This window comes from Streptomyces rubrogriseus, assembly GCF_027947575.1.
Classification (GTDB): domain Bacteria; phylum Actinomycetota; class Actinomycetes; order Streptomycetales; family Streptomycetaceae; genus Streptomyces; species Streptomyces rubrogriseus.
Genome location: NZ_CP116256.1, coordinates 3,540,629 through 3,559,637, shown reverse-complemented (window position 1 = coordinate 3,559,637; position 19,009 = coordinate 3,540,629). Strand labels below are relative to the sequence as shown.

13 protein-coding genes are annotated in these 19,009 nt (G+C 73.0%); 9 read left to right on the top strand and 4 right to left on the bottom strand.

The window, feature by feature from the left end:
• Positions 1 to 54 precede the first annotated feature (54 nt).
• The 8 genes from Sru02f_RS16255 to Sru02f_RS16220 are packed head-to-tail and all read left to right on the top strand — an operon-like array spanning position 55 to position 9,164.
• Positions 55 to 861, top strand: coding sequence for an HlyD family efflux transporter periplasmic adaptor subunit (locus tag Sru02f_RS16255; RefSeq protein ID WP_164270402.1), 807 nt, complete (start codon positions 55 to 57; stop codon positions 859 to 861).
• Positions 858 to 3,080, top strand: a complete 2,223-nt coding sequence (locus Sru02f_RS16250; RefSeq protein ID WP_109030736.1) for an NHLP family bacteriocin export ABC transporter peptidase/permease/ATPase subunit — start codon at positions 858 to 860, stop codon at positions 3,078 to 3,080. Before Sru02f_RS16255 ends, Sru02f_RS16250 begins: the two co-directional genes overlap by 4 nt.
• A 1-nt stretch (position 3,081) precedes the next feature.
• Positions 3,082 to 5,904, top strand: coding sequence for an NHLP bacteriocin export ABC transporter permease/ATPase subunit (locus Sru02f_RS16245; RefSeq protein WP_109030735.1), 2,823 nt, complete (start codon positions 3,082 to 3,084; stop codon positions 5,902 to 5,904).
• 30 nt (positions 5,905 to 5,934) lie between these two features.
• On the top strand, positions 5,935 to 6,945 hold the full coding sequence (locus Sru02f_RS16240; RefSeq protein ID WP_109030734.1) for a Ppx/GppA family phosphatase: 1,011 nt from the start codon (positions 5,935 to 5,937) through the stop codon (positions 6,943 to 6,945).
• A 48-nt stretch (positions 6,946 to 6,993) separates the two neighbouring features.
• Positions 6,994 to 7,173: a hypothetical protein gene (locus Sru02f_RS16235; protein WP_109030733.1), complete on the top strand. Its 180-nt coding sequence runs from the start codon at positions 6,994 to 6,996 to the stop codon at positions 7,171 to 7,173.
• A 55-nt stretch (positions 7,174 to 7,228) separates the two neighbouring features.
• Positions 7,229 to 8,260: an iron-containing redox enzyme family protein gene (locus Sru02f_RS16230; RefSeq protein ID WP_109030732.1), complete on the top strand. Its 1,032-nt coding sequence runs from the start codon at positions 7,229 to 7,231 to the stop codon at positions 8,258 to 8,260.
• 30 nt (positions 8,261 to 8,290) lie between these two features.
• Complete coding sequence (locus tag Sru02f_RS16225; RefSeq protein WP_174855032.1) at positions 8,291 to 8,935, top strand: HemK2/MTQ2 family protein methyltransferase; 645 nt, start codon at positions 8,291 to 8,293, stop codon at positions 8,933 to 8,935.
• Positions 8,916 to 9,164, top strand: coding sequence for a CDGSH iron-sulfur domain-containing protein (locus Sru02f_RS16220; protein ID WP_167469384.1), 249 nt, complete (start codon positions 8,916 to 8,918; stop codon positions 9,162 to 9,164). The genes Sru02f_RS16225 and Sru02f_RS16220 overlap by 20 nt, the downstream gene beginning before the upstream one ends.
• Positions 9,165 to 9,309: 145 nt before the next feature.
• Here the strand turns inward: Sru02f_RS16220 and Sru02f_RS16215 are convergent, their stop codons facing one another.
• Positions 9,310 to 9,744, bottom strand: a complete 435-nt coding sequence (locus Sru02f_RS16215; protein WP_087788454.1) for a protease inhibitor — start codon at positions 9,742 to 9,744, stop codon at positions 9,310 to 9,312.
• A 359-nt stretch (positions 9,745 to 10,103) separates the two neighbouring features.
• Between Sru02f_RS16215 and Sru02f_RS16210 the strand changes: the two genes are divergently transcribed.
• Positions 10,104 to 11,273: a lactate 2-monooxygenase gene (locus Sru02f_RS16210; RefSeq protein ID WP_109030730.1), complete on the top strand. Its 1,170-nt coding sequence runs from the start codon at positions 10,104 to 10,106 to the stop codon at positions 11,271 to 11,273.
• A gap of 70 nt (positions 11,274 to 11,343) precedes the next feature.
• On the opposite strand, the gene Sru02f_RS16205 is transcribed toward Sru02f_RS16210, so the two are convergent.
• The 3 genes from Sru02f_RS16205 to Sru02f_RS16195 form a co-directional block, all read right to left on the bottom strand.
• Positions 11,344 to 12,951 carry an RICIN domain-containing protein gene (locus Sru02f_RS16205; RefSeq protein WP_109030729.1) on the bottom strand — a complete coding sequence of 536 codons (1,608 nt, stop codon included), beginning with the start codon at positions 12,949 to 12,951 and terminating at the stop codon, positions 11,344 to 11,346.
• A 359-nt stretch (positions 12,952 to 13,310) separates the two neighbouring features.
• The gene (locus Sru02f_RS16200) at positions 13,311 to 15,554 is read right to left on the bottom strand and encodes a cellulase (protein ID WP_109030728.1); all 2,244 of its coding nucleotides are present in this window, start codon (positions 15,552 to 15,554) and stop codon (positions 13,311 to 13,313) included.
• 154 nt (positions 15,555 to 15,708) lie between these two features.
• Entirely contained in the window at positions 15,709 to 18,795 is a 3,087-nt protein-coding gene (locus Sru02f_RS16195; RefSeq protein ID WP_109030727.1) for a glycoside hydrolase family 2 TIM barrel-domain containing protein, read from the bottom strand.
• Positions 18,796 to 19,009: the final 214 nt, after the last annotated feature.

Genomic DNA, 19,009 nt, shown 5'->3' with positions numbered 1-19,009 from the left:
CCCTGGCCGTTCTCGACCCCCGGCCGTTCTCACCGAGCCCTGGATACGTCAGCCGTGCAGTTCCGCCAACAGGCCCTCGCAAAACTCCAGTCACCGGAGGAGCTCGATCTCCCGGTGCGTTTCGCCCGTCCCCAGGGCTGGCTGGTGCTGTCCGTGACGCTGGTCGCCATGGCCGCCGCGTCCGTGTGGGCGGTGGGCGGCTCGGTGACCTCCACGGTGTCCGCGCCCGCCGTCCTCACTCACGGCCAGGGCAGTTACCTCCTGCAGAGCCCCGTCTCCGGGCAGGTCACCGCGGTCCTGGCCCGTCCGGGGCAGCGGCTGGCCGCCGACGCCCCGGTGCTGAAGGTCCGCACCGCGAAGGGCGAGACGGTGGTCCGCACGGTGGACGCCGGCCGGGTCAGCGCACTCGCCGCCACCGTCGGGCAGATCATCGGTACCGGCGCGAACGTCGCGTCCGTCGAGAAGGTCGCCCACGCCGACGACCCGCTCTACGCCACCGTGTACGTCCCCGCGGAGAACGCCGCCGCCATCCCCGCCCACGCCTCGGTCGACCTGACCGTTCAGTCGGTGCCGACGCAGCAGTACGGCGTCCTGCACGGGGAGGTGAAGTCCGTGGACCGCTCGGCCCAGTCGGCGCAGACGATCGGCGCGTTCCTCGGGGACAGCGCGCTCGGCGAGCAGTTCACCGAGGACGGCAGGCCGGTGGCCGTGACGGTGCGGCTGGCGACCTCGAAGTCCACGAAGAGCGGCTACGAGTGGTCCTCGGCCGACGGACCGCCGTTCGAACTGACCTCCATGACCCTGGCCTCGGGCTCGATCCGGCTGGCCGACCAGCGTCCCGTCGATTGGCTGCTGCCGTGAGCACCGCACAGGAGACCCGGGGCAGGCGCCGCGCCGCCCCGCCGAGGCGCAGCGTGCCGAAGAGCCGTGCGAGGACCGTCCGCACGCCCACGGTGCTCCAGATGGAGGCCGTGGAGTGCGGTGCCGCCTCCCTCGCCATGGTGCTGGGACACTACGGCCGCCATGTCCCCCTGGAGGAGCTGCGGATCGCCTGCGGTGTCTCCCGCGACGGGTCCCGGGCGAGCAATCTGCTGAAGGCCGCGCGGAGTTACGGGTTCACCGCCAAGGGCATGCAGATGGACCTGGCCGCCCTCGCCGAGGTGACGGCACCGGCCATCCTCTTCTGGGAGTTCAACCACTACGTCGTCTACGACGGCGTGGGCCGCCGGTTCGGGCGGCGCGGGGTGTTCATCAACGACCCGGGCAAGGGACGCAGGTTCGTGTCCCTGGAGGACTTCGACGGGTCCTTCACCGGTGTCGTGCTGACCATGGAGCCCGGTGACGGCTTCACCCGCGGCGGCCGCAAGCCCGGTGTGCTCGGCGCGATGCCCGCCCGGCTGCGCGGAACCGCGGGCACGCTGCCCGCCGCGGTGCTGGCGAGCCTGCTCCTGGTGGCGGTCGGCGCGGCGGTGCCCGCGCTCAGCCGCACCTACATCGACATGTTCCTCATCGGGGGGCAGACCTCGCTGCTCGGCGTGCTGTTCGCGTCGATGGGGACCTGCGTCCTGCTCACGGTGGTGCTGACCTGGCTCCAGCAGGCCAACCTGCTGCACGGGCGCATCATCTCCTCCACCCTCTCCAGCGCCCGCTTCCTGCGGCACCTGCTGCAGCTGCCGGTGACCTTCTTCTCCCAGCGCAGCCCCGCCGACCTGGTGCAGCGGCTCCAGTCCAACGACGCGGTCGCCGAGACGCTGGCCCGCGACCTCGCCGCGGCGGGCGTGGACGCGATCGTGGTCGTCCTGTACGCCGTGCTGCTGTACACGTACGACCCGCAGCTCACCTTCGTCGGCATCGGTGTGGCGCTGCTCAACATCCTGGCGATGCGGATCGTCATCCGGCTGCGCGCGACCCGTACGGCGAAGCTGCGGGCGGACACGGCGCGGCTGACCAACACCGCCTACACCGGTCTCCAGCTGATCGAGACGATGAAGGCGACCGGCGGCGAGGACGGCTACTTCCGCAAGTGGGCCGGCCAGCACGCCACCACGCTGGAGGAGCAGCAGCGGCTCGGGGTGCCCAGTGCCTGGCTGGGCGTGGTCGCGCCGACGCTGGCGACGCTGAACAGCGGGCTGATCCTGTGGATCGGCGGCATGCGCGCGGTCGAGGGCCACATCTCGGTCGGCCTGCTGGTCGCCTTCCAGGCGCTGGTGGTCCGCTTCACGGCGCCGCTGACCCGGCTGAACGGTGTCGCGGGCCGCATCCAGGACTTCGCGGCCGACGTGGCCCGCCTCAAGGACGTGGAGAACTTCCGGGCGGATCCGCTCTACGACCGCCCCGGTGGCGGTGACTCCACCCGCCGGCTGCGCGGGCACGTGGAGCTGCAGAACGTCTCCTTCGGCTACAACCCGCTCGACAAGCCGCTGCTGACCGGTTTCGACCTGACCGTGGGACCGGGGCAGCAGGTGGCCCTGGTCGGCGGTTCGGGCAGCGGCAAGTCGACGGTGTCGCGGCTGATCTCGGGCCTGTACGCGCCGTGGGACGGCGTGATCCGCATCGACGGGCAGCGGCTCGACGACATCCCGCGCGGGGCGCTGGCGTCCTCCGTCTCCTTCGTCGACCAGGACGTGTTCCTGTTCGAGGGCTCGGTGCGGGACAACGTGGCGCTGTGGGATCCGTCGATCCCCGACGACGCCGTGGTGGAGGCGCTCAAGGACGCCGCGCTGTACGACGTGGTGAGGCGCAGGCCGGGCGGGCTGCACAGCCCGGTGGAGCAGGACGGCCGCAACTTCTCCGGCGGGCAGCGCCAGCGCCTGGAGATCGCGCGGGCCCTGGTGCGCCGGCCCAGCATCCTCGTCCTGGACGAGGTGACCAGCGCGCTGGACGCGGAGACCGAGCTGGTGGTGATGGACAACCTGCGCCGGCGCGGCTGCGCCTGCGTGGTGATCGCGCACCGGCTCAGCACGGTGCGGGACAGCGACGAGATCGTCGTCCTCGACCACGGCACGGTCGTGGAGCGCGGGCGGCACGAGGAGCTGCTGGCGCGCGGTGGCGCGTACGCGGCACTGGTCGGGGAGCGGTGAGATGACAACCGTGCACGAGGGGCAGGGCGACCTGGTCCTGGGGGCGCTCGGCTCGCTGGGCACCCGCGTCGACTGCGCCGGGTTCAACCGCCTCGACCTGGAGGGGCCGCAGGTGCTGTGGCTCGTGGTGTCCGGCGCGGTGGACCTGTTCGCGGTCGACGCCGGGGAGCAGGGCCACTGGCACCACCTGGGGCGCCTGGAGGCGGGCTCGGTGCTGCTGGGACCGGTCGCCGGGCCGCAGCACACGCTGGTGGCACGCCCGCTGCGGGACTGCGTGGTGCACCGCATCGGACTGCGCGAGCTGTACCAGCCGGCGCCCACCCAGACGTGGTCGTACGACGCGTACGGAAACCCCCAGTACGTGCCGCCGACGACGAGTCCGCTGGAGTACGCCCTGGCCCTCGGCGTGGGGCGCGGCCTGACCGTCCTCTTCCAGGCGCCGATGGCCACGGAGCGGGCCGGCGCGCCCACGGACGACGACGTGTTCTGGATGCAGGTGCCGCCGGGCAGCGTGCAGTACGGGGCGGTGTACGGCGAGGAGGCGGCCGCCGACCTGCTGATGGACCCGGCGCTGTGGCAGAGCATGGTCGACCAGCAGTACCGGCTGCTGACCACCCTGGACCGGTGGATCGAGCAGTTGGAGCGTACCCACGAGACCCGCACGGCGGCCGGTATCAAGGCCGGTGAGGCGGTGCGCGCGCGGGCCGACCGGACGCTGCTGGCCTCCATCGGCAAGCGCTCGGCGCAGCGCACCACGGCCGCCGACGCCGACGCCACGTACGCGGCCTGCGGGCTGGTCGCCCGCGCCGCCGGGATTCCGCTCGCCGAGCCGGCCTCCGGCGGCACCGAGAGCGACCGGCTCGACCCGGTGGAGCGGATCGCGCTCGCCTCGCGGGTGCGGACCAGGTCGGTGCGGCTGGCGGACCGCTGGTGGCGGGAGGACGTGGGGCCGCTGGTCGGGCACCGCACCCTGTCGGGGGCGCCGGTGGCACTGCTGTGGCGGCGCGGCGGCTATGTGGCCGTGCATCCGGCGACCGGTCGCGAGACGCCGGTGGAGCGGGCGAACGCCGGGGAGTTCGAGCCGCGCGCGGTGATGTTCTACCGGCCGCTGCCGGAGCGGCGGCTCAGTCCGCTGCGCCTGTTGCGGTTCTGTCTGGCGGGCACCCGCCGGGACCTGACGTCCCTGCTGCTCGCCGGACTGGTGACGGTGGCGCTCGGCGCTCTGGTGCCGATCGCGACGGGCCGGGTGCTCGGCGAGTTCGTGCCGAAGGCGCAGACCGGGCTGATCGTGCAGGTGTGTCTCGCGGTGATGCTGAGCAGCGTCGTCGCGGCGGCCTTCATGCTGCTTCAGAACCTCACCATCCTGCGTCTGGAGGGCCGCATCGAGGCCACCCTCCAGCCCGCCGTGTGGGACCGCCTGCTGCGGCTGCCGACGAAGTTCTTCACCGAGCGCTCCACCGGCGAACTGGCGAGCGCGGCCATGGGCATCAGTGCGATCCGCAGGCTGCTCGCGGGGGTCGGCCCGACGGTGGCCCAGTCGGTGACCGTCGGGGCGATGAACCTCGGTCTGCTGCTCTGGTACAGCGTGCCGATGGCGTTCGCGGCGATCGGCATGCTGGTGGTCGTCGCCGGGGTGTTCCTCGGGCTCGGGCTGTGGCAGGTGCGCTGGCAGCGGCGGCTGGTCAAACTCACCAACAAGCTGAACAACCAGGCGTTCCAGACGCTGCGCGGGCTGCCGAAGCTGCGGGTGGCGGCGGCCGAGAACTACGCCTACGCGGCGTGGGCGGAGCGGTTCGCGCACAGCCGGGAGCTGCAGCAGCGGGCGGGCCGGATCAAGAACCTGAACGCGGTGCTCGGCGCGGTGTACCTGCCGCTGTGCACCCTGTTGATGTTCATGCTGCTGGCCGGCCCGGCGCGGGGCTCGATGTCGGCGGCGGAGTTCCTCACCTTCAACGCCTCGGTGACGATGCTGCTGACCTCGGTCACCCAGCTGACCGGCGCGTTCGTGTCGGGGGTGGCGGCGCTGCCGCTGTTCGAGGAGATCCGGCCGGTCCTGGACGCCACGCCCGAGGTGCGGACGGCGAGCACCCGGCCGGGGCCGCTGTCGGGGGCGATCGAGGCGCGCCGGCTGTCGTTCCGGTACACCGACGACGGGCCGCTGGTCCTGGACGACGTGTCCTTCGAGGTGCGGCCGGGCGAGTTCGTGGCGGTCGTCGGCCCCAGCGGCTGCGGCAAGTCGACCCTGCTGCGGCTGCTGATCGGCTTCGACCGTCCGCTGTCGGGCAGCGTCCTGTACGACGGTCAGGACCTGGCCGCGCTGGACCAGTCGGCGGTGCGCAGACAGTGCGGGGTGGTGCTCCAGCACGCCCAGCCCTTCACCGGCTCGATCCTGGACGTCATCTGCGGCACCGAGGCGTACACGCCCGAGGAGGCGATGGCGGCGGCCCGGATGGCGGGGCTCGCGGAGGACATCGAGCGGATGCCGATGGGGCTGCACACCATCGTGTCGGGCAGCGGGGCGGTCTCCGGGGGCCAGCGGCAGCGGCTGATGATCGCGCAGGCCCTGATCCGCCGGCCGCGCATCCTCTTCTTCGACGAGGCGACCAGCGCCCTGGACAACGAGACGCAGCGCACGGTGATCGAGTCCACCAAGGCGCTGAACGCCACCCGGATCGTGATCGCGCACCGCCTGTCCACGGTCCTGGACGCCGACCGCGTGATCGTGATGGAGGACGGCCGGGTCGCCCAGCAGGGCCCGCCCGCCCGGCTGCTGGCGGACACCGGCGGCCGGCTGCACGAGCTGGTGCGGCGGCAGCTGGCCTGATCGGCGCTCGAATGGGTACCTGTTGCCCTCATGCGTACCAGCGTGGTGGATGTGGGGTCGAACACGGTCCGGCTCATGGTGGCGGACGCCGAGGGCGGCGTTCCGCTGCCGGTGCACACCGCGAAGTGGCGGCTGCGGCTGTCGGAGCAGGTCAGGCCGGGCGGACCGGTCCCGGAGGAGGCCGTGGAGCGGCTCGTCGGGGCGGTCGCCGAAGCGAGCAGGACCGCGGACCGGTGGGGGGCGTCGGGGCCGCTGGCCTTCGCGACCGCGGTGGTGCGCGCCGCGCCGAACCGGCGTGAGGTGCTGCGCACCGTCCAGGCCCGCACCGGTGTGCCGCTGTGCACCCTGCCGGGCGAGGTGGAGGCGGAGCTGACGTTCCTCGCGGCCCGGCGCTGGATGGGCTGGCGGTCCGGCCCGCTCGCCCTGCTCGACATCGGCGGCGGCTCGCTGGAGGTCGCGTTCGGGCGCGGCCGGCTGCCCGGCTTCGTGGCCTCGCTGCCGCTGGGGGCCGCCCGGCTGACCCACGAGTTCCTGGCGGGCGGCCGGGACCCGGCCTCGCCGGAGCAGGTCAAGGCACTGCGGCGCAGGGTCCGCCACCAGCTGCGGGACGCGGCGGCGCGGATCCGCTGGGAGGGGCCGCGGACCGCCGTGGCCACCTCGCGGACCTTCCAGCAGCTCGGGCGGCTGTGCGGCGCCCCGCCCGGCCGGTACGGCCCCTTCACGGAGCGGCGGATGCGCTGCTCGGACCTGGGGGACGCGGTGGGCCGGCTGGCCGCCCTGTCCGCGGCCGAGCGGGCCCGGCTGCCAGGCATCTCGGCGCCGCGCGCGGCCCAGAGCCTGGCGGGCGCCGTCGTGGGTCACACCGCGATGAAGCTGACCGGTCTCGAGGCGGTGGCGCTCTGCCCCTGGGCGATCCGCGAGGGGGTCCTGCTGCGCCACATCGAGGACGGGCCGGCCTGGTGGGCCGAGGTGGTGCGCCGCAGCGACGAGGCCGCTCCCCCGGCGCCGGTGCCCCTGCGCCTGGCGTCCGCGTCGAACTGAACGACCGCGAGCAGGAGCCGTACGACGAGAAGCGAGAAGGAGGACCCCGTGTCCCAGGACGGCGAGCACGACCACAAGCAGCCCGAGACCGCGGTCGAGGAGGTTCTGCGCGAGATCGAGGAGGCCAGGCCCCGCGACGCGGAGTCCGACGAGGGCGAGCACCGGGGCGAGGCGGGGGACGCCACCTCCCCGAACACCGGCGCCCAGGAGGACGTCGAGGGCGAGTGACGCGCCGCTCCGCGCGGCCGGGGGTGCCACGGCGCCGGCCGGGTACTCGCGGCGCATGGAGTACGACCGCGAAGAACCACGCCTGCCGACGGCCCGGGGACCGGTCTCCGAGGCCGTCGGCGCACATCTGCTCGGCACGGGCCCACTGCCCTCCCCCGACACCGTCGCCGCCGCACCGGTGTACGGCGACGACCTGCAGCTCGCCCTGTACCAGTGCTACGAGCTGCACTACCGGGGTTTCGCGGGTGTCCGCCCCGACCTCGAGTGGGACCCCGGCCTGCTGGGCGTCCGGGCCGCTCTCGAACGGCGCTTCCTGGCCGCCCTGCGGGCCGACACCCCGGTTCACGACGGCGTCGCGGACGCGGTCGGGGCGCTGCTCGTCGAACCCGTCCACGGCGAGGGGGTCAGCCACTTCCTGCGGGACGAGGGCGAGTTGTGGCAGCTGCGCGAGTACGCCGCCCAGCGCTCGCTGTACCACCTCAAGGAGGCCGACCCGCACGCCTGGGTGCTGCCCCGGCTGTGGGGCCGCGCGAAGGCGGCGATGGCGGCGGTGGAGTTCGACGAGTACGGCGGCGGGCGCGCCGACCGGGTGCACGCCCGCCTGTTCGCCGACCTGATGACGGACCTGGACCTGGACACCAGGTACGGGGCACATCTGGACGCGGCCTCGGCCGAGTGCCTGGCCACGGTGAACATGATGTCCCTGTTCGGCCTGCACCGGTCGCTGCGCGGGGCGCTGGTGGGGCACTTCGCGGCGGTGGAGATCACCTCGTCACCCGGTTCCCGGCGGCTCGCCGAGGCGATGCGCCGCACGGGCGCCGGTCCGGCCGCCGAGCACTTCTACGACGAGCACGTCGAGGCCGACGCGGTACACGAGCAGATCGTGCGGCACGAGGTGATCGAGGGCCTGCTGGAACAGGAACCGCACCTGGCGGCGGACGTCGCGTTCGGCATCGACGCCACCGGGTACCTCGAGGAGCGCCTCGGCGCCCGGCTGCTCGCCGACTGGCGGGCGGGGCGGTCGTCGCTGCGTACGCCGCTTTCCGCCCCGAGCCGCGTTCACGGGGAAATTTCTCATATTCCGTGACGGCCGGGGTACGTGGGATCCGTGAATTTCATGGTGCTACCGGGCGTCTACGCCCCTCAGGAGGACACCGCCCTGCTGGCCGGGGCGCTGTCCGACGAGTCGCTCCCGCCGGGCGCCGCCGTGCTCGACGTGGGGACCGGCTCGGGCGCCCTCGCCCTGGCGGCGGCCCGGCGGGGCGGCCGGGTGACCGCGGTGGACGTGTCGTGGCGCGCGGTGTGCGCCGCGCGGCTCAACGCGGCCCGGGCCGGGCTGCGGATCCGCGTCCGGCGCGGCAACCTCTTCACCCCCGTGCGCGGCGAGTCGTTCGACCTGGTGCTGGCCAATCCGCCGTATGTGCCGGCGCCGGCCACCGGCCGCCGGCCGCGTGGTGCCGCGCGGGCCTGGGACGCGGGCCACGACGGCCGCATGGTCCTGGACCGGATCTGCCTGGAAGTGCCCCGGCTGCTGCGCCCCGGCGGGGTGCTGCTGCTCGTGCAGTCGGCGCTCAGCGACCCCGCGAGGACCGAGGCGCTGCTGCGCGAGGCGGGGCTGAAGGCGGCAGTGATCCGGCGGCGGCGGATCGCGTTCGGTCCCGTGGTGCGCGGCCGGGAGCGCTGGCTGCGGCAGCGCGGGCTGCTGTCCCTGGCGGACTACGAGGAAGAGCTGGTGGTCGTCCGTGCCGAACTCCCCGTCTGACCCCCCGCGCCCGTCCGACGCCCGGCGTCGGATCAAGGTGCAGCGCCGGGGGCCGCTGCTGGTGGAAGGTCCGGTGGAGGTGGAGCTGGAGGACGGGACGACGGTGTCCTCGGACCGCTTCCGGGTGGCGCTGTGCACGTGCCGGCGCAGCCGGCGCTATCCGTGGTGCGACACCAGCCACCGTGCCCGGTCCGCCAAGCCCGCGGACGGCCCGGCCGCGAACGACTGACCGTGCCCGTGAACCGGGAGGACGGCGGACGGCCCCACTCCGTCCGCCGTCCCCGGTGCGGGCCCGCGGAACCCGTACGGCGGCGCTCGCACTCCCCAGTGGCGAGCAGCCGATCACGCCGCACGGTCCCTGCGGTCCCGGTCCCTCAGAACGTGAAGACGCTCGCGCTGCCCGCGTTCTTCACGCACTCGTTGGCGAAGGTGCGTTCGTAGGAGAGGCGCCGGCCCTGCCAGACGCCGTCGACGGTGACGACCACGGGGGCGTACTCCCGGGTGCACATCACCGAGTCCTCGGCGGCCAGGGCACCCGGGTCGCCGTGCGCGGCGCGCAGTTCGGCACAGGCCGCGCCGGCCGCCGGGTGGGTGCCGGAGGCGGTCGGGGCGCAGGTCAGGGTGACCGCGCGCAGGGGTGCGGCGGTGGCAGCGCTCTCTCCGTGCCCCACGGTCAGCACCAGGGCCGAGGGGGCGTAGAGCGACGCGGGGGCGGTGGCCGGGGAGGCGAGGGAGGCCCCGGCGAGGGGCCCGCAGACGGCGGTGGCCGTCAGGCCCAGAGTCGCTGCCCAGCGCGCGGTGTTCCGCATTGTGTGCATCCTTCCGCTCGTTTCGAGGGTGGTGCCGGTCCGGCCCGGTCGGTGCCGGAGCGGCGAGCGCGAGTCTGCCGAGTCCGGCACCGAAACTCATCTCGACCCCATGGGTTTCGGTAACCTTGCGTATTGAATCAGTGGCGTGAAGTCACAAAATTAGAACGTTCCAAGTCCGGAACTGGGCGTTTCTTGATCGATTATTGAGAACAGAACTGGCCGAATGGCGTGATCCACACCTTCGTCAATAGGCCTGAAACACCCCCGGAACAGGCCCGTCGACCCTGACCGCGACCCCCGGCATACCCGCGGGTATGGTGCCGGGCAGCGCGAGCTCGACGACGAGAGGCGGACCTGGGATGCCGAAGCACTGGGCGGATTTCCAGTACGAGATCTATCTGAACGGCATGACGGGCGCGGTCCCGCGGCTGCCCACCGACCTGACCCGGCTCGAGGAGCTCACCGAGCGGCGCCTCGGGCCCGGCCCCTTCGGATACGTCGCGGGCAGCGCGGGCGACGGCAGCACCGCCCGGGCCAACCGGGCGGCGCTGGCCAGACGCCGGATCGTGCCGCGCATGCTGCGGGACGTGCACGAACGCGACCTGCGTGTCGAGGTGCTGGGCCGTGCCCTGCCCGCCCCGCTGGCGCTCGCGCCGGTCGGTGTCCTGTCGATCATGCACCCGGAGGCGGAGCCCGCCGCCGCCCGGGCCGCCGCGGCCCAGGGTGTGCCGTTCATCCTCTCCTCCGCCTCCAGCACGCCCATGGAGGAGGTCGCCGAGGCGATGGGCGACGCCGAGCGCTGGTTCCAGCTGTACTGGCCGAAGGACCGCGAGGTGGCGCGCAGCTTCCTGGACCGGGCCCGGGCGGCCGGGTACACGGCGCTGTTCGTCACGCTGGACACGCCGCTGCTGTCCTGGCGCCCGCGCGACCTCGACCAGGCGTACCTGCCGTTCCTGCACGGCGTCGGCACCGCCAACTACTTCTCGGATCCGGCCTTCCGGGCCGGGCTGGCCAAGCCGGTGCACGAGGACCCGAACGCGGCGGTGATGCATTTCGTCGGCATGTTCTCCGATCCGGCCAAGTCCTGGCCCGATCTGGCGTTCCTGCGGGAGAACTGGGACGGTCCGATCGTCCTCAAGGGCGTCCTGCACCCGGACGACGCCCGGCTCGCCGCCGACGCCGGGATGGACGGCGTGGTCGTCTCCAACCACGGGGGCCGTCAGGTGGCCGGTTCGGTCGCGGCGGCCGACGCCCTGCCGCGCGTGGTGGAGGCGGTGGGCGACCGGCTGACCGTGCTGTTCGACAGCGGTGTCCGCACCGGCGACGACGTCTTCAAGGCGCTCGCGCTCGGCGCCCGTGCGGTGCTCCTGGGCCGTCCCTACGCCTACGGGCTCGGCCTGGACGGCCAGGCCGGCGTCGAGCACGTGATCCGCTGCCTGCTCGCCGAACTGGACCTCACCCTGGCCCTGTCCGGGCACGCCTCACCGGCCACGCCCGGGCCCGCGGACCTGGTGGAGGACCCGGTGTGAGGGACGGCGGCACCGTCCCGCACACCGCTGACGGCGCCGTCGTGGGCACACCGGAGGCGCACCGTCCCGCTCAGCCGCCGGACAGGTCCACCGCCCGTGCTCCCGGGGCGTCAGTACGGGCGATCGACAGGGAGCCCTCCGCCGTCGGCACCGGGTCGGTGCGCCAGCGCTGGTCCTCGGAGCCGTCGTGCACCTTGACGACGACGTCGGCGTCCGGGGCACGGGTAGTGGTGGCGAGCGCGAGCAGTTTCTGCCCGCGCGGCACCAGTTCGCCCTCGCCCGTCAGCTCGTAGCGCACGTCCTCGCCCCGCTCGGTTCCCTCGTCGGCGCAGGTACCGAGAATGACGACTCCGGCGTCCGCCCGCGAGTCCAGACACAGTCCCGGGTCGGCGACGCTGCGCAGCAGCCCGTCGTCCTCGTAGGTCCACTGCTGGGTCCCCGCCTCGGAGCACTCCGCCAGCCGGGCGCCCGCCCCGGCCTTCGGCTCGCCCCGGACGTCGAGGCACAGGCCGGCGGCGACGTTGCGCAGCCGCGTGCGGTCCGCCGACGTGGGCATCCCGGCCGCGTCGGGCGGTTTCGGACGGCTCGTCGCGGACGTCTCGCCGTCGCCGTCGACCGCGCTGGTGGAGGCGGCCGGATCGGCGCCACCGCCGTCGTAGGACCACACGCTCACCACGAGCACGACGGCCAACACCCCGGCGGAGGCGGCGCCGAGCTGTCGCAGCACCGACCGGCCGGAGCGCGGGCGGCCCGGCACCCGGCGCACGGGCACGGGGATCCGGGCCAGCAGCCCGGTGCGTGAGCCGCGGTGCCGGGCGGCGCCCTTGGCCAGCACACCCAGCGTCGCGCGCGCCGGACGGGAGTCGAGATAGCGCCGGGCGCCCCAGCCGAGCACGGCCTCGGCGATCAGCGTGCCCAACTCCCGCTCGAAGTGACCGAGTTGGTCGGCCGCGTGCCGGCAGTGCCGGCAGTCGGCCAGGTGCTTGCGGACGTCCGGCAGCAGGGCACCGCCCCGGCGAATCGGGACGTCGAGCAGTCGGCTGTGGAAGCGGCACTCCTGGCTCGGCGCGAGCTGCCGGTGGGCGTGCAGACATCCCTCGCGGAATTTCTCACGCGCCTGTTCGAGAGTGGCCGACGCGGTGTCGGTGTCCATGCCCAGCAGACCGGCCGGGACACTTATGGACTCTCCTTCGACCTCCGTGTGCCACAGCAAACAACGGGCCGGTCCGGGAAGAGAGGCGAATGCCCGGGCCGCCAACGTGCGGTTTTCCGGAGTCAGCGACTTCGCCGCCCGCATACCCCGCCCCCCGGCGGGTTTGAGCAACTGCGGCAGGGCGCCGGATATCGCGTCGTCGCCGGACCACTGGCGGACCGTGTCGCGCACGGCCACCAGCAGCCGGGGGCGCAGCGCGGTGGCCGGCTCCCCCTCGGCGAGGCGGGCCAGCACCCGGTGCCAGGCCGCGGCGGTGACCATGGCGGTGACCTGGGCCGAGGTGGCCAGGCAGATGGTCGCGTAGTCGTGTGCCGGCTGCCAGTGGCGGGCCATCAGCAGCGCGGCGATCCGGGCGGCCTCGGTCTCCGGGCCGTCGCGGAGCCGCGCGGCCAGCAACTCGTCGGACTCCCCGGGATCGCCGCCGGAGGGCGGGTAGGCGGGCCGAGGGGGGTGGGGGGTGGGCACTGAGATGTTTCCTTCCCACGCGCAGGCGACTCAGAAGTTCCGATCGCCGAAAAGGACCCACGGATTGGTGTGTACCTCTTGGGCGGAGCACGGGAGGCGTGAATTCGCCATGGCGAAATCGGACCCGGTCCGTCAAAGCGCGTGCGAGACCCGGCCTTTACCCCCCGCACGGGTGCTTCACTCTCGCACAAACCACTCATGGTCAACAAGGCGACCGGGCAACATCGGCCGCCTTTGAAAGAAGGTCAGAATCCCCGGCATGCCATGATCCCCGACATGCCGAGAGGGCCGCACCGGCTTTCCGCATTCTCCCGCGGAAGCGGCGCGGCCCTCGGGCGCGGTGCGCAGGGGTCAGCCGGTCATCCCTGGTCCGCCACGAAGGAGGCCATCCGGGCCAGCGCGGCGTTCCAGTTGATCGTGTGCTCGTTGGTCGACCAGGACTGGATGTCGTCGATGAAGCAGAACTGGCCGACGCAGCCCTGGAGTTTGCTCTGCGCGTAGGGGTCCTGGATGCTCGAGTTCGGACCGCCGGACAGGGTGCCGTCGGGCGGCGCGGGCAGGGCGGGGTCGAGCTGGTGGGCGTACCAGCGGCTGTGCTGGTTGTGCGCGTTGACCTCGCCGTATCCGGTGACGTACGACATGTTCAGGGCGTTGCGGCCGAGGATGTAGTCCATGCTCTGGACGGCGCCGTCACGGTACTTGGAGCCGCCGGTGATGTCGTAGGCGGTGGCGAGGACGACCGCGTTGTTCAGGATCTGGTGACTGGAGCCCCAGTCGTACACGTTGCCGACGGGCGCGTAGGGCATGCCGTACGGATGGGCCTGCAGCGTGGCCAGGTAGCCGTCGGCGCCCCGGACGACGGAGCGGCGGACGTGGTCCCGGCCGGGCAGGCGGCTGGGGACGGTCGCCAGGTCGAGGCGGGCGGCGGCCGCGGTGCGCGCCCAGTCGAAGCCGATCGGGCCGAAGATGTCGGCCGTGTGCACCGGGGAGTCCAGCACGTACTCCTTGAAGTCCCGCTCCCCCGTCGTCAGGTACAGCTCGGCCGCGGCCCAGTAGAACTCGTCGGCGACCTCGTTGTCGGGGTAGGCGCCGCCGCCGATGCCGTCGCTCTCGTCGGCGAGCAGGTCCGGGTGGGCGAGTGCGGCGGCCCAGGCGGTGCGGGCCGCGTCGAGCGCCTTCGCGGCGAACTCCCGGTCGTAGGGGCGGTACAGGCGCGCGGCCTGCGCGGCCGTCGCCGCCAGGTTGAGGGTCGCCGCGGTGGTCGGCGGGTGCAGTTCGCGCTTTTGCGGGTCGTCGCTCGGCAGCAGCGGCAGCCCGGTCCACTGCTCGTCGTGGATCTTGTGGTGCGCCATCCCGGCCAGTGGCTGCCCCTGCGGCACCTGCATCTTCAGCAGGAAGTCCAGTTCCCAGCGGGCCTCGTCGAGGATGTCCGGCACCCGGTTGCCGCTCTCGGGGATGTCGAGCGAACCGTCGCCGAGCCTGCTCGGCTCCCCGGTGCGGGCGTGCAGCGAACGCTCGTAGGTGCTGAGCAGTTCCCAGGTGGAGATGCCGCCGTTGACCACGTACTTGCCGTGGTCGCCCGCGTCGTACCAGCCCCCGGAGACGTCGAGGGTGTAGTCGCACACACCGGGCCGGCAGGGCACCTCGGTGTCGCCCTGGTTGGGTGCCGTGCCGACGTGTCCGGCGGGGCGGCCGTAGCCCGGGCGGAGTTCGTCGCTGATGGCGACGCCGCTGCGCTGCGTGTAGTAGTACTTCGCGGAGTCCAGGCGCAGCCGCTCGTAGGCGGCCGTGCCGATGTCGAAGGGGCGGCTGGTCTCGCCGTCGGCGACCAGGGTGTAGCCCTCGCCGCGCTTCCGGTAGCGGCCGAAGTCGATCGAGTGGACGTTCTGTCCGGAGGAGGCGTCGACGCCGCGCGGCACGCTCCAGCCGTGGGCGACGGTCCGTCCGGCGTCGTTCCTCAGCTGCCAGCGCAGGCGCGAGGTCGCGTCGGTGACGAGGGTGGCGTTCTTCGGTCCCGACGGCAGGTAGGCGACCTGGTTCACCCGCACCCGCGGCCCGGTGTCCGGCACGTACGGCTCCGGTGCCACGCCGCCCAGCAGGGACACGTCGTCCACGCAGAACCGCCACGCGTCGGGCGTGCCGCCGAGCTGGAAGCCGACCTGGCCCTGGGCGGTGTCGACGGGCGAGGTGAAGGTGTACGAGTAGGTGTTGCCCGAGACGCTCAGCTGCGGGCTGACCTCGAAGTAGGTGTCGTACGGGGACACCGAAAGGCCGACGATCGCCCGGACCACGTGGTCGGCGGGCGTACCGGTGGCGGTGAAGGAGAACTCGTACGACTCCCCCGCGACCAGGGTGACGTCGTTCTGGCCGAGGGCCGCGTCCCAGCGGTTGGTGGTGCCGCCGGGGGCGTCGGCGCACAGCCGGCCGTCGGTCACGGCGGCGGTGACGTTGCTGCTCGTCCACCAGGAGTCCGTGCCGTTGTCGAAGGTGCCGTTCCTGACCTGCTCGGTCTCCTCGGCGCCAGCCGGGGCGGCGGGCAGCGCGGTGACGGCCGCCGCCAGCAGGGCCGTCAGGGAGACGAGCGCGGTTCTGCGTCTTTTCACGTCCGGGCTCCTCGGGGGAGGTGGCGCTCGCCGGGAATGGGAGCGCTCCCAAATGCGGTCGCAGGACATGCTTGTGGCAGACATGACACGCCGTCAACGGTCCGGACGGGACCGGTTTTCCGACCGGCTCCCGTCCGGACCGTGGTACGGCGCTTCAGGCGGCGGGCGCCTCCAGGCGGCTGACCCGGACCGCTCCCCGCGCCTCGCCGGGGTGACGACTGGTCAGCGTGAGACGGATCCGGGACCCGCGCAGCGGCCGGAAGCCGATGACCGTGGGCTCGTCGGAGGCGGTGGCCCACTCGGTCCGCACCTCCGTGGCCGCACGCCAGGCACGGCCGTCCCAGACGTCCACCGCGACGGTCGCGGGCAGGCTGTGCCCGTCGTCCACGGTGAAGGAGACCTCGACCCGGTCGTAGGTGCGCGTGCGCCCGTGGTCGACCGATATCCAGTCCTCGGCGCGGGCCCCGTCGAAGGCGGGCAGCAGGGCGGTGGCCGCCTTGTGGAAGCCGTTGGACCAGCCGGTGGCCGGCTCGCCGTCGAGCACGGCGGCGGGGAGGGTGTCCGGCCTGCCCGAGTAGCTCGCGTCCGCGTGCGGGTGCTCCACCGGCGCCGGGTGCTCGGGGCGGAACTCCGGGGCCGGCGTGGTCGCCGGGTCCGGGGACCGCCGGGCACGCACCGCCGCCGTGTCCGTGCGCAGGCCGTCCGCACGCGCCGTCACACGTACCGTGCCCGGCCGGGTGCCGGACCGGACGATCGCCAGCGCCTTGCCGTGGAAGGCGGTGCGGGTGCTCGCCTGGTAGCGCTCGGCGCTCTCCTGGCGGCCGTTGTCGAGCCCGGCGAGCGAGCCGCCCGCGACGTCGAAGGAGATCAGGTGCTCGGCGCCCGGCACCACCACGCCGTGCCGGTCGACCACCTCGGCGGTCACGAAGACCAGGGAGCGGCCGTCCGCGTCGACGGACTCGCGGTCCGGGGTGAGGCGCAGGGCGTGCGGCGCCCGGGCGGTGCGCAGGACGTCGGTGGCCACCGTCCTGCCGCCGCGCCGGGCGACGGCCTTCAGCTCTCCTGCCTCGAAGGGCACCGTCCAGGTCAGGTGCAGTTTGCCCGCGCTGCCGTTCGGACTGGTGTAGCTGCCCGGGTAGGGGCCGTCGGTGAAGGTCTTGTCGTCGCCGGTGGCCTCGGTGGTCTCCAGGTAGGTCCGGCCGTCGACGGTCTTCTTGGTGTCGAAGCGGCGGGTGCCGAGCGACTTGCCGTTCAGGTACAGCTCGACGGTGTCGACGTTGGTGTAGGCCCAGACCTCGACGGTGTCGCCCTCGCGGTGGTTCCACGTCGTCGGCAGCAGGTGGACCATCGGCTCGTCCGTCCACTGGCTGCGGAACAGGTGGTACATGTCCTTCGGGAAGCCGGCCGTGTCGACCGCGCCGAAGAAGGACGCCTTCACCGGGAAGACGTCGTACGGCGTGGGCTCCCCGATGTAGTCGATGCCGGACCACAGGAACTGCCCGGCGAACCACTTGCGGTCCCGGTCCTTCTTGTGGCCGTACTCGCCGCTCATCGTCCAGGAGGCGAGGTTGTTGTCGTAGGACGAGGTGGCCCGCCCGCCCGGGGTGTGGTTCTCGCCGGTGTTCAGGTGTTCGGGCTCCTGGTAGGTGCCGCGGGTGGAGGTCTCGGAGGACGACTCGGACTCGAAGAGGAACAGGTGCGGGTAGACCGCGTGCAGGTCGTCCACCGACTTGGCGGTGTTGTAGTTGAGGCCGAGCCCGTCCAGCTTGGCCAGCATCAGGTCGGCCGCGGAGCCCTTGGCGGGCAGCCGGCGGTATTTGTCGGAGCCGATGATCAGCGGGCGGGTGTCGTCGGCGGCGCGGATCGCCTCGATGATCCGGTCGGCCATGGCGAGTCCGGCGGTGGCGGTGGAGTCGGGGACCTCGTTGCCGATGGACCACATGACGACGGCGGGCGAGTTGCGGGCCGCGAGCACCATCTCGGTGGCGTCCCGCTCGCACCACTCGTCGAAGAACCGGCCGTAGTCGTAGCGGTTCTTGCCGGTGCGCCAGCAGTCGAAGGCCTCCACCAGCATGATGATGCCCATCTCCTCGCAGACCTCGATCATCTCGGGCGAGGGCGGGTTGTGGGAGGTGCGGAAGGCGTTGACGCCCATCGACTTCATCAGGGTCATCTGGCGGCGGATCGCGTCGATGCTGACGGCGGCGCCCAGCGCGCCGAGGTCGTGGTGCAGGTCGACGCCCCTGATCTTGGCGTACCTGCCGTTGAGGTGGAAGCCCTCCTCGGGGTCGACGTGGAAGGTGCGGATGCCGAACGGGGTGCGGTACGTGTCGACGGTCCGGCCGCCCACGCGCAGTTCGGTGTGCAGGGTGTAGCGGTGCGGGCTCGCGAAGTCCCACAGCCGCGGGCGGGCGACGGTGAGTTCGTGGGTCTCGGACGCCGCGTCGGTGACGTCCACCGTGGAGGCGGTGCGGGCCACGGTGCGGCCGTCCGCGTCCCGCACCACCGACCGGATCTCGACCTCGCGCGCGGTGCCCGTGGCGTTCACCACCGACGTCCGCACCCGGACGACGGCGCTCTCCCCGTCCACCCGCGGCGTGGTGACGTACGTGCCCCAGCGGCGTACGTGCACCGGCTCGGTGACGACCAGTCGGGCCTCGCGGTAGATGCCGCTGCCGGAGTACCAGCGGCTGCTCGGCAGTTGGTTGCGCACCCGCACCGCGAGGACGTTCTCGGTCCGGCCGTCGGTGTGCACCAGGTCGGTGAGGTCGAGGGCGAAACCGGTGTAGCCGTAGGGGTGGTGGCCGACCTCCCGGCCGTTGCAGTGGACGCGGGAGTCCATGTACACGCCGTCGAACTCGACCGAGATCCGCTTTCCGGCGAGGGCGGGCGGCAGCGTGAAGGCGAGGCGGTACCAGCCGAGACCGCCCGGCAGGAAGCCGGTGCCGCTGGTGGTGCCGTGCTCCGTGGTGGGCGTCTGCTCGATGCTCCAGTCGTGCGGGACGGCGACCTCGCGCCACGCCGAGTCGTCGTGGGCGGGATCGGCGGCGTCCGTGACGTCCTCGGCCGCCCCGTCGGGGTCGACCAGCCGGAAGCGCCAGCCGTCCCGCAGGGCGAGGGTGCTGCGGCCCGCGGAGCCGCCGGTCGCGTCCGCGGCCCACGCCGACGGGGCGGCGAGCGCCATCCCGGCCGCGGGTGTGGCGGCGGTGGCGATCAGAACCGATCTGCGCGTGACCGTCATGACGGATCTCCCTCATCAGAACTCATCGTCGAGGCTCATCAGAACTCAGAAGTACTCACAAGCGATCGTGAACAAACAGATTCTGACGTCGAGCCATACGCGCCCGTCAAGGCCACGGAAAGCACTTTCTGCCCTGCGCCGCCCGGAGCGGACCGGTGACCCGCGGGGCGGTCCGGCACCGGGCGCCCGATGCGTACGGGTCCGCGCCGCGCCC